Source organism: Leptospira ainazelensis, from assembly GCF_016918785.1.
GTDB lineage: Bacteria > Spirochaetota > Leptospiria > Leptospirales > Leptospiraceae > Leptospira > Leptospira ainazelensis.
Genome location: NZ_JAFFPT010000021.1, coordinates 61,680 through 72,776 on the forward strand (window position 1 = coordinate 61,680; position 11,097 = coordinate 72,776).

Below are 11,097 nucleotides of genomic sequence, written 5' to 3' on the forward strand. Positions count from 1 at the left end.
TTTTTGAAATTTCGAGCGCAAAAAACTCGGAAAGTATGCGCCATCGAGTAACGCGAAAGTTCCTCTTTTTCTGCGATGAATTTTTCTATAAAACTTTCTTTATTCTCAGAAGAGGAAGAAGTTGAGTTCTCATTGCCTGCCATATGGCATGAGGACAAGAGAGGGATCCTTTGAAAAAATCAATCAGATTTTTTTTGGATCTGGAGAATAATTTTTAATTTTTCCGTGCAAAGCCTGAAATTTAATTCCAGCTTGAAATTGCGAACCATCCGAGCTCTCACCATCAAAAAAAACGTCAGCTTTAGAAATAAACGGTTCTTTACTGAACTTATATACGCGAACCAACTGCGAAATTACGATCGAGAATTCAAAACCCCAACATCCGCGCATAATTTCGGGTGCTTCGATGTTTGTTTGTAACCTTCCATCTATTCGCGCTGATACCCGATAGTTTTTATAAATTCTTGTGAAAAGAAAAGGAAGTAGGGCGCTGACAATTCTATAAAGATCGTTGCTTGTCCGCCTTCCTGTAACTCCTCCTCCTCCCCAACCAGTTATCAGCACAGTCGACTCAACCCGACTCGTGTAATATTCTACCGTTTTAAAATTCTCATTGAGAACCTTATCGAATTGGGCAAAATCTGGATTTTCGAATTCTGAATTGTGACGGTCACGATAAAACTGCAATTTCCTTTTTATCTGATCATTGAAATCAGAAAATTGAAGGTTCATTCCTAAATCAGTAGAGATATCGTCATTTTGAAACTCTACTCCGATCTTCGGAAAAAAACTATCCTTTGCGTTTTCTCCTGCGTTCGCATACGTATATAAAGGATGCCCAAAAGTAACAATCTCTTTGGATGTTATTGAACGGTCTTCCAAACCACTTTCTTCTAACAATTTAGAGAGCTCTTCGATTACCCTTTGTTCCGGATCGCATTGATAAAGACAAAGTATCATTTCTTTTTCTTCTTCTTTAAATAGATTTCTTTTAAGTCAAAGGTCAAAGCCTCAGCAAGGTTTTTTAAGAAATCAGGACTTCTGAGAATCCTATCCGCTTCTTCCTGCATTCTTTGAACGAATTTCTGTCCTGTTATTTCTGGATAGGGCTCCCAATTCGAATCCTCAGTTAAAACCACCATCTTACTAACACTAGAGGAACTTCCGCCGCGTTCATTCAACTGTTGAAATTTGACTGTGTTAGAGCGAGATTTACTTTCAACTTTTTCAACAGAATACGTGTTCCTTTTTACCTTCCCACCTATAGGGGAAGATACCTTGGAAGTTGAAAGAATTTTCATCACAGCGGAAGCGGATTGCTCTTCTTTTCCTTTCATCGGAATGATAAGAAATTTCTTTCCTCTTGCATTTATTCTTACTTTTTTGGAATTCGAGAGTAGGTAGGAAGCGATATCAAAAGAACCGCGACCACTTTCTGCAACTTTTTCGAAATCATAGGTAGACTTGTTACTATCATAAAAAATCTGGTATCCCAAACCGGATCGTTTGATTTGGATTTGTCCGTTCGCAATATACTGTTGACCCCACCAACCTAGTCCGCCATTTTTGATTGAAACTCCAGCGCGTTTTCCCACCAAGAATTCCCACTTGTCTCGTATATCAGTTGCCGCGGCTCCGAGAACCGCATAAAACCGCGGAAACATGTTTGGATTCGATTTGAGTTTAGAAAGAATAGAATCGCTCATTGTTTCAGGAATTTAATTGAAAGAGCCTCGATGGACTTGACCCGATTTTCGTATTCCGGAAATTGCTTTAAAAGTTCCGGATAATTCTTAAGGACTTTAACCGGAACTTTTTCTCCAGCCTTCATTGCCTTTTCAACGAACTCTTTATCTTCCTCCGGAGATGAATCGTTTTCTTCTTCAGATGAAATCAAACGCCAACCATTTCCTTCTTTCTGATAAGTATTTCCGTCGGAAAAAGTGTGAATGTTTGGATTTTCCGAATTTGAACTTTTTAAGAACTGATATGAAAAGATCTGTTGAGGTCCGGATGATTTCGCATAGGCCAAATCGTGCGGTGAAAAAAGAAATTCACTTCCGGATGGAAGTTTAATTTTAATCATATCATCAACCTTCCCCAAAACTTCCGCGATATGACCACGATTGATTTTTCCACTGTTTGGACGTTCGATTCGAACGATATCGCCCGGAATGGCGTATTTTACGTCGTTCAGTTGCGCTCGTTTTTCCGGAGGAGTCCTAGCGACTCTTTCTTTATTTCTTTCTTTTGCTTTCTGTTCAAACTCTTTCCAGCGATCCAATACCTCGACAGCCTTTTGTTCGTGGGTAACTGCATGTGTTTTGGAACTTCCGGAAGTCGGAACTTTTGCGGTGGGTTTATATGCTTGGGCAGATTCTTTTCCGGACCCGACCGCTTTCCAATCTCCACTCGAAGTTTTTTCATGCTGAAGACCGTCATTCCAAGTTCTTCTTTCTCCGACTTGCGCCGCTTGTGCTTTATGAAAGAACTCTTCAACTTCCTTTCGAGTATCCGAATTTTCTAACCAGTTTTGAAACTGGTTGATCGTCATGGAGACCATGTCTCCAAGTCCGCTCCAACCTTTTTCATAGCACGAATGGTAACCGTTCCTTGCGTCTTCTTCCGAATCAAATCCGAGCATAACTTTATGTTCGTCGAACTCTTTTGTTTTTGGATCCACTTGATTTATTACAAAAACAATTTCCGAATTCGGGTTCGGTCCGATAAAAACGTCGACATGATCTCCGTCATTTCCCGTTGAACCTTTAATATACCCGTAGTGGTGGTTCATTTTTGTTTCCCAAGAATTTCCATCCGAGTCGACCCCTTTTCGACGGGTTCCGGCGGGATTCTCAATCGTAATCGGAAGGTCATGAAACTTGATATGTTTCTTTTTATAATTTCCGGCCTTCTTTTGAGCTTCGGAAGGGTTTGAATTTACATCCTCCTTACTTATTTTTAGGGAAGATGACTTCTTAAACTTTTTTTTAAAGAAATCTTTGAACGCATTGTGAAAATTAGTCTTCTTTCTCACTGATAGAGGATCTTTCGTAATTGCAGCACCGTTAGCAAGAGCGGTGATATCGGTTATTCCTTCTGAGTTTGATATTAACATAATCTCTTATACAAAAAAGGGCAGTGTAATCTGCCCTTTTTAAAATTCACTTTTTTGAATGCCTTCTTATGCCGCGATAGACATTGATGTCGGCAAATTCTTAACCACGTAAAAGCGGTTCGGTTGCAAAACTGCAAGACCACCGTAAAATTCCACCATACCAGCCATCTTCCTTTGATAGACTGCGTTTGGAGAAAATTTAGTTTGAAGCATCGGCAACATCCGAAGCATCTGATACGTCCTAGTTTGGTTCAAAGGTGACTGTGCATTGAAATCTCCAATTACTCCTTCAGTACAACCCGGAATCCATTCGTTTACGTCGGAATAGATCGTAGTCGATCCGCCTGACTTTGCAATTCGTTCAGTAAGTTTAAAATCACCATTTCCTGGACGCGATTCTCTAAAAATCTGGTAGTAATCAGCAGTTTCTCCGGATCCTGCAGGTGTAATCGTTAAGACAACAGATCTTCCCTTTACCATAGGTGTTAAAGTAGTTACTGTTGTGGATGCAGCACTTCTACCGTATCGATTACATGCTACAATTTTGTAGCTAATCGCGGAATCAGAATTCAAAGCATCTTTGATGTCAGCAGGTTTCCATTTAGACCCAAAGATAGGTCCGCCGGAAACGACAGCTGTGGCAGTTGGAGAATCCGGTGCTTTCGGGTTCGTTTTTCCTAAAGTCTTAACTCCGTTCGTCGCTCTGTAAGTTGGAAGTGGGACTAGGTGTCTGTTAATCCACAGATCTGTTTTGAAATCCAACTTACTGTTACGAAGTGGCGCTCCGATCAAACTTGGAATGTTGTAACCAACGGAAGGATTGCCATTCGATGGTTGGACAATGAATTCCTTTGCACCTACGTAGTAATTGTCTAATACGTTTTTAACGGAATCGTGGAGCCAGAATTCGTTTACAAAACCGTAATTAGTCCGAACGTTTACTGTCAATTCTTTGATACTTTTTAGATCGGGGAATCCGCCTTCAGCATCAAGAACTTGTCCGCTTTTTACGAGTTCCGTAACGAAGCCGTCAAATTCAAGTCCATTGATGGATTTATTTCCATACCATGCCGCATAGGCAAGGGTTTGCATAATTCTATTGATCGCGCCTTCGACTTGGATCGCCTCCGGATCAAAGGAACCTGTGTCCGACATATCTAAGACTTTAGAAATAGCGTAACCTTCCGCAAGATAGGAAATAACTTTTGCTACTCGATCGATAGTTACATCTTTGAACTCTGCATCATCGGCTTCACCGACAAACGAGAAATCACCGTTTCCACCCCAATCCAAAATTCGTCCGAAAATATTGAGTGTGGACTTGGTATCTTTGTAATACATCGTGTTGAGAAAATTGTATTCGTTGCTATCCTGAGCAAGTAGCACCATTTCCTCATCCAAAGAGTGGATGGTTGTAGCTTGGCCGTTTGTAAGGGCGGCAACATCCGTAATACCGGGGTTTGCGTTGAAAGTTTTAGCGAATTCGGTTAATTGTTTGATGTCCGTAAACGTTGCAGGGACTAGACCCATCATAACGTAAGAGGGATCTCCTGAACCTAGAAGATTCCCGGCCACAAACAAAACCAACGAAGCTAAAACTAGCCAAATATTTTTTAGTTTCATCTTCTAGTTTCCTCCTTGTGAAGATTTTAAAAATAATTTCGCAGGTTCGGTGAGAGCTCCATGAGACTTATAAGTTTGAAGGTCACCTAAAGTCAGGGCCCGGTCTTGGACCCCTTTGACCAATTTCTTAACGATTTGATCCCGGGTCCCAAGTTGATCTTCCGGAATTTGGTCGATAGAAGTCTTTGAATCTTTTGGATCCTTCGGTTTTCCGCCGATTTTTTGAATTTCGGATTTAAGAAATTCGATACCAGTTTTTAATTCCTCGATTTGTTTTTCCGAAGATTCATTATCTTGAATCAAGAGAGCAAGGACGGACTTAATTTCTTTATCTCTCTTCGAAATTGAACTTAAAGATTTGCTGAATTCCTTAACTTCAGTTCGTAATTTCAAAGATGAAAACCCCCCTTTTTCCATCGTTTTATCCGGTTCGGATCCCGACGGAGTTTCCTCATTGATGATTTCTTTAATCGTATCCCAAACCGTTTGAGAATCTTCATCCTCTAAACCGTTCGCTTTGCACCATTCTTTGATCGCGGCCTCTTCGACTTTTACTTCACCTTTTTCGATCGCAGCTTGAAGCTTTGAAATGAGTTCGTCGGTGATCGCGGATTCTTCCTCTTCCGTATCGTTTCCTTCTGGAGGGGGATTTTGGTCTGGAGGGGGATTTTCCGATTTCAAGAACGGACTTAGGAATCCTTCCTTCCACTGTTTGAATTTATCTTTCATTTATTGCTCCTTAACCTTTTTGGTCTAAATGAACTAAAAGTTTCACGGTTTGTGCGCTCGCTTCCTGCGGGTTGAGTCCATATCTAATCATGAAATCTCGAATCGATTCGAATTCAGGTTTTAATAAACCTGCTTCCATGTATTTAATCAGCGCATCGGAAACGTAATCTCGATATCCCCATGACTGAAGAATGTATCTTGAAACTGCTTCATTGACGTTTTCTGGGACTGGAGGAAGAGTTTCGATTTTTCCAACGACGATTTCACCCTGGGCCGCACTGTTTTCGACGATACCCGTATTGAATGTTTGCGCAAGAACGGACTTCATAAGAACCATTTGCGTATCGGGATTTACTGCTTCTCCGGGTGGGCAAATAGCGACGTGGCTTATCCGTGCCCGATCATATGTGTTCGGTCCATATTTAGAAATTGTTTCTGGAGCCGGTTTATAAAATCCTCCTGCCGCGGAAGCTTCAAGACCGGAGAATCCATCTTCTATCAACGGAACATACGGTTTAATGAATTCATTTTCCGTATTAAGCCTAGCCTTACAATAAAGGCCATCTTTCTCCCAAAAATAATCGCCAACTGGACGACCAAGTACGGCGCCCTGTCTCGCTTTTTCGATTTCTGCTCGGTGAATCGCTGAATCAGATTTCGAAAAGGTCAATACATAGGAAAGATGATTCCAGTCTATGTAGGATTTACTTTTAAAGTATTCCTTATCTTCCGGATGATCCCATGCACACTTTAGAATCATATCCCCTTGTCGATCTCTTGATTCACTTGAGATTTTTAATAAGACGTTAAGCATCTTTCCGTCTCTTTCAACTTCTTGAATTTGGGCGGATTTAAGAAAAAGGCGACCTTCGACTTTATTGAAATCACTCACTTGAAATTACCTCTGTGACTCGGATTCGTCTTGTTCCCATTGCTTTAACAAAAAGTTGTTCGGGTTGGAATCCACCCAAGGCAACGACTTCCGCTTCCTTCCATTCTCCATTCAATTTTGTTTGAAATTGAATTTTAGCGGGATCACCGGCCTTAATTCCATTTTCCGGATCGGCCTCTATGTAATTTGCAAAAAGAAAAACTGCATTGATTGTTTTGTAACGGGAAAGATCGACTTGAATCGGAGTTACTTGTGAATCCCTTGAGTTGTTATCGATATCAAAGAAATCTCCGAAGCTTCCCGCCTCGAAAACGTAATCAACCGATTTTGTTGGGAAAGGAGTAAGTCCTCCATTCTCATTGACTAAAGAAATATCGATTTTTACTCGTAGGCGATTCATTTGAAAACGGGAATAAAATATCCGGAAACTTCTGAAATTCCGGTAAGGGTCGCTTTTTCTACGGAAAACGGAACAGTAAATTGCTCATTACCGCTTCCGTTTCTTGTGTATTCTTGCTCTTCATCTTTTGCGGAGTTATTCAGGTATTTTATAACCCATTGCCCCGCGGCTCTAACTTCCAAAATCACGAAAATTCGCTCTGTATTGCTAAGGACAATTTTCGGATCTACTATCGGTTGACCGTTTTCGTCTAGCGTCACCAAAGGAATCGTGAAATGATTGTTGATCCTCGAAAGTTCGAGATCTTGGGCTGTGAAGAGCTTACGCACTCTTGCCTACCCAAAGATTGATTGTATGTGTTTGCAAAAACGGAGTAGATCCGGACGCGTTATCGATCGTAAGAATGTTTCCGGAAACAGAAACAACTCCATCCCATGCAACTTGAACACCCGGATTCGCTGTGAGAACTACTCGAATATCCAGAAATGTAGGTGGGAAATCAAAAACGATTCGGATTTTTCCGAGCGCAACTTCTACTGCGGTAGGAACGCGTTTCACGAAACCAGGTAGAATAGAACCAGGTTTTTGACCAAAAATGGAATTCGGAGATGCCCAAAGATTGTTAGGTCCGACCATCGTTGAACTAAAGTTTGGATTAGATTCGAAGTCTTTGTTGATTGTAAGAACTTCGTTATTCGACATTTTTAATGCAATAACTTCGCATCGACTCTGTGAATTGATTGCCGATACGATTGCAGTAGAAACGTTCGCTGGCGTATCATCCGGATAATTAGAAATTCCGATCTTTCCTGCCGGAACTCCTGCAAGAGCTCTATCAAATTGAAAGGTAAGAGCTCCGATAGAAAGGGTTTCGCCATCTGTAACGTTTGTAGTCAATCTCAGAATGTTTACACCTAAGAAACCTGGATCGTTTAAGACGTCTACCCAACGGAACCCATCCCAAAATAACATTCTTCCTGTATCGGATTCTCTTGCGAAGAAAGGGTCGCTACCTGCTGTTAAATTGAGTCCTATTCTTTCAGAAGAAGTAAGGAGGACTTCCGATTTTTGAATGTCGCTCTGATTGTATTGGATTCTTTGACGAATGTCCGGTTTCATTGATCTCTCCGCAACGCGAATAACTGGAGACGGACAAAGGGAATCCTTTTAAGGAATTGCAACTAAAAAAAAATAATGATTGTCAAAAAAATCTTTTGAAGATTTTGTCCTAGAGAAATGCAGGACCAACCGAATATACCTCAGTCAGAATTTATAGTTATTCACGCAGCCATCGATCGGATCTTAGTTCTTCAGGAAGAGGGAAAGATCGCGGTATATCCTTCCCAAATGAAAAAATTAAAAGATATCCGACAAAAACCAACTTACCTGACGCACGCGCAAAGAAATTTAACTCTGTCCGTAATCGATTCAATTTTTATAAACCATCGGAATCTTTACGATATCATGACCCCAAAACAAAAGAAGATGAAAGCGCCTAAACCTGAACTAAACGCTCTCTTCAATAGAATTAGGATTCTACACTCAGAGATTCTCGATAATTTGAAGCAACTAATACCTTTGCCGACTCAATCAGCTTAGCCGGATCCTTTCCCAAACTTAGGATAAAAGCCATATTTGGATTTCCAGTCCAATAAAAGTATCCGACGATTCCTACGTAAGTGCCCAAAGAATAAATATCGATTTTGGGAGGGATCTTCGAGACGTGTGTAATCGTAAACCCTGCGAATGATTGAATAAACTTAGAAAACTTTTCAAATCTAAATTTGAATAGCGTCAAAACAAGCCATCTTTGAAAAGGATTCATGTTTTTGTCGTAAAATTTTTTAGAGAATTCTAAAAGTTCGAATGAATCCTTATTTAAAATTTCTCGGACTCTTTTCTTTTCAAATCGTCTTGAAAATGCTCTCGATGATCTACCCATTCTTTTTTTTTGGCTTATTGCCAGTGTGGCGATAAGCCTTTCTCCTTTTTTTATAAAATCGCAAGTCGTTTTGGTTTGTATCTTTCAATTAGTCCTGGACCGATAGCCTTTAATCGATTGTATAATTCTAACTGCCGCGCTCCAAATAGCGATGAGGTGGCCGATTGCGTTGTTGAAATCGACTCATGCAGTGGTCCGACACCTACTGAATAAGAAGCAATTGCGCCGGCTTTCGATTCTCCATGAGCGGACATTACCCGCAAACACGCCAAAATACCAATCACTTCACGTAATTCCGCCGGAACTCGGGAAGCTGAATCATATCCTGAAATGAAATCAATATAATGCACGGTCGGAACTCTTGTTTGAGGAAGCCCGGCAAAAACTCTTTGAGACCTAATCGCAGCATTCGGGTTAAAATTAAAACCATTCCCGAGCATCCCAACCGATCGTAAAATCCCGGATTCATAACTAACGCGTGCTTTACTTAAAAGATCGATAGACATTCCGTCTGGAATGTTGTCCGAGTTCCGGGATACTGGATTTACGAACTCCCAACGCAAAACTCGAATTATTGGCGCTTTGCCTAATGATACAAAGAAATTATTCCCGACGTCATCATTTTTATAATCGATTGCATCGAACCATTTTGCATGGCCTTCAATGGTCCGTGGTAAATTCCCTTTCGGCCTATGTCGGTAAACTTGAGGATATATATCATGTTCAAGTTCATTGGATAGCGCCAAGGTGAGTGTATGAATCAAGCCTTGAAGATTTTCATTCGTAATATAGGAGCCATCAGTTGACATCAAACGAGAATTTCCAATCATCCATGAATATCGAATTTCATCAGGGGTTGTCACGGCACCCCAGCCACCTTGCGAAGGTAAACCGGGCTCTATCATATCGACTTCTTTTCCAGTAAAACACCGTTCCAATAGATTACGATTTGCATCCAGGTCCGGGTTATCAAAGAGAAATCCTTTCCAATTATTCGCCATGACTTGGGACAAATCCTTTTATAAAATTTTTAGTCAAGAGAATATTTCCTAACAAGCAGATTTCAAATATCGCTTTAGAGTTAGATTGTTCCTAAAATCTGAACTTAATAAGATGGATTTTTTAAACTCTTTTACTCCAACTAAAGATAAAAGTTCTCTGACATGATTCTTAACAATTCCATCTATCGATACTCTTTCTTTGTTTTTCTCTTTCATTGCCAGCTCTTTTGTAAATTTCGCAATGTAATCCTCTTTCTTTATGCCAAGGATTTCTCGGACATTTTCGGACATCTTATCGGAGTCGCTCATCATTTTATTTGCCTCAGCTTCTGCTTTTTCCAAACTACTAAGACCTTTCCTTTCAAGGCTTTCTTCATTTCTTTTTAGTTTAGCTTTATTGATTGATAAACTCCTGACTAAGTCTTGGATTTTTTTCCTTTGATAGCTGATTGAGAATTCAGAATGCGGACCATAATTTTCAGACAGTCCCTTTTTTTTAAGCTTGTTAAACTCTTCTATATTTTCATTTAATTCGGCCTTTTCTTCACTAAGCCAACGTTCTTCACTCTCAACCGTATTTCTAAGCTCCCGAATTTCATCAACGATTCCTTGGAGAGCGAAAGACTTCCCTTGTAGTTCCTTAGCTTCATGCCTAACTTTTGCAGCTTCTTCATTTACAATAAATTGAGCTTTTCTTTTTGGATCTCGAATAATGTCAGTTTTCAATTCTTCAGGATTTATATCTGAAACATCGATTGCAGCGGATCCGCTCTTTTCAAATATTTGATTGATTCTAGAAATCTTTTCTGATTGTTTTTGATACAGTTTTGAATCAATCGAATCTTCCATCAAGATATCAATCCATTGAACATCCTTTTGAAGATTTCCAGGTCTATGGTGCCTTCCTCTTTTTTGAACTTCAGTTGTAGGATTCCAGTCTATCGAAGCATTGTATGCTGCAATAGTATTGTTATTTAAAGAAACCCCTTCTTTAATCACATCGGAACCAATTAGAATTTTACATGGATGTGTTGAAGAATTAAATTGTTGAGAAATTTCCGTGAACCTGGAAAGCCCTTGTTTTCCGAGCTCTGGATCTTTCGCTTTCTTATTCTTTGTATCTGTATTCAAGATTCCTATCGCATCCTCGGGGATTCCGTGTTTTTCAATAAGATACTGTTTTATTTTTGGAATGTATTCAACCCCTTTCGGCATAAACATCAATTGTCCTGGAATCCGTTCTCCAGGCTTTGTTTTTTTATATTGATTGTAAAACTCAGCAAGAGAATCCGCAATAAATTTAAGCTTAGGTGATCTTTGAACGATATCCTTGTCACCATCCGGGTTTATATCCCCAACGTAATTCCAAACTTCACCATCTCCTTTTTTTAC

Annotated in this window: 11 protein-coding genes; all 11 read right to left on the reverse strand. The window is 40.1% G+C overall.

Features of this window, described 5'->3' with window-relative positions; translation table 11 throughout:
- Positions 1-183: 183 nt before the first annotated feature.
- Entirely contained in the window at positions 184-900 is a 717-nt protein-coding gene (locus JWG44_RS05760) for a hypothetical protein (RefSeq protein ID WP_232371504.1), read from the reverse strand.
- 56 nt (positions 901-956) lie between these two features.
- The gene (locus JWG44_RS05765) at positions 957-1,595 is read right to left on the reverse strand and encodes a hypothetical protein (RefSeq protein ID WP_332460773.1); all 639 of its coding nucleotides are present in this window, start codon (positions 1,593-1,595) and stop codon (positions 957-959) included.
- Between the two features lie 107 nt (positions 1,596-1,702).
- Positions 1,703-3,118: a hypothetical protein gene (locus tag JWG44_RS05770; RefSeq protein ID WP_232371505.1), complete on the reverse strand. Its 1,416-nt coding sequence runs from the start codon at positions 3,116-3,118 to the stop codon at positions 1,703-1,705.
- A 66-nt stretch (positions 3,119-3,184) separates the two neighbouring features.
- Entirely contained in the window at positions 3,185-4,741 is a 1,557-nt protein-coding gene (locus JWG44_RS05775) for a hypothetical protein (RefSeq protein WP_205274017.1), read from the reverse strand.
- 3 nt (positions 4,742-4,744) lie between these two features.
- Positions 4,745-5,470, reverse strand: coding sequence for a hypothetical protein (locus tag JWG44_RS05780; protein WP_205274018.1), 726 nt, complete (start codon positions 5,468-5,470; stop codon positions 4,745-4,747).
- Between the two features lie 10 nt (positions 5,471-5,480).
- The gene (locus JWG44_RS05785) at positions 5,481-6,362 is read right to left on the reverse strand and encodes a hypothetical protein (protein WP_205274019.1); all 882 of its coding nucleotides are present in this window, start codon (positions 6,360-6,362) and stop codon (positions 5,481-5,483) included.
- Positions 6,355-6,762 carry a hypothetical protein gene (locus JWG44_RS05790; protein ID WP_205274020.1) on the reverse strand — a complete coding sequence of 136 codons (408 nt, stop codon included), beginning with the start codon at positions 6,760-6,762 and terminating at the stop codon, positions 6,355-6,357. Before JWG44_RS05790 ends, JWG44_RS05785 begins: the two co-directional genes overlap by 8 nt.
- Before the next feature lie 321 nt (positions 6,763-7,083).
- A complete protein-coding gene (locus JWG44_RS05795) occupies positions 7,084-7,881 on the reverse strand; it encodes a hypothetical protein (RefSeq protein WP_205274021.1) in 798 nt (265 codons plus the stop codon).
- Positions 7,882-8,290: 409 nt separating this feature from the next.
- Positions 8,291-8,587, reverse strand: a complete 297-nt coding sequence (locus JWG44_RS05800) for a hypothetical protein (RefSeq protein ID WP_232371506.1) — start codon at positions 8,585-8,587, stop codon at positions 8,291-8,293.
- A gap of 167 nt (positions 8,588-8,754) precedes the next feature.
- Positions 8,755-9,705: a hypothetical protein gene (locus tag JWG44_RS05805; RefSeq protein WP_205274023.1), complete on the reverse strand. Its 951-nt coding sequence runs from the start codon at positions 9,703-9,705 to the stop codon at positions 8,755-8,757.
- A gap of 48 nt (positions 9,706-9,753) precedes the next feature.
- Positions 9,754-11,097, reverse strand: a 1,344-nt coding sequence (locus JWG44_RS05810; protein WP_269752196.1) for a helicase-related protein, incomplete at its 5' end; no start/stop codon positions are given.

Bases quoted from the DNA above. Each gene is read 5' to 3' on its own strand.
- JWG44_RS05770 (WP_232371505.1), bottom strand. From the start codon at position 3,118: ATGTTAATATCAAACTCAGAAGGAATAACCGATATCACCGCTCTTGCT.
- JWG44_RS05775 (WP_205274017.1), bottom strand. From the start codon at position 4,741: ATGAAACTAAAAAATATTTGGCTAGTTTTAGCTTCGTTGGTTTTGTTT.
- JWG44_RS05780 (WP_205274018.1), bottom strand. From the start codon at position 5,470: ATGAAAGATAAATTCAAACAGTGGAAGGAAGGATTCCTAAGTCCGTTC.
- JWG44_RS05790 (WP_205274020.1), bottom strand. From the start codon at position 6,762: ATGAATCGCCTACGAGTAAAAATCGATATTTCTTTAGTCAATGAGAAT.
- JWG44_RS05795 (WP_205274021.1), bottom strand. From the start codon at position 7,881: ATGAAACCGGACATTCGTCAAAGAATCCAATACAATCAGAGCGACATT.
- JWG44_RS05800 (WP_232371506.1), bottom strand. From the start codon at position 8,587: ATGAATCCTTTTCAAAGATGGCTTGTTTTGACGCTATTCAAATTTAGA.
- JWG44_RS05805 (WP_205274023.1), bottom strand. From the start codon at position 9,705: ATGGCGAATAATTGGAAAGGATTTCTCTTTGATAACCCGGACCTGGAT.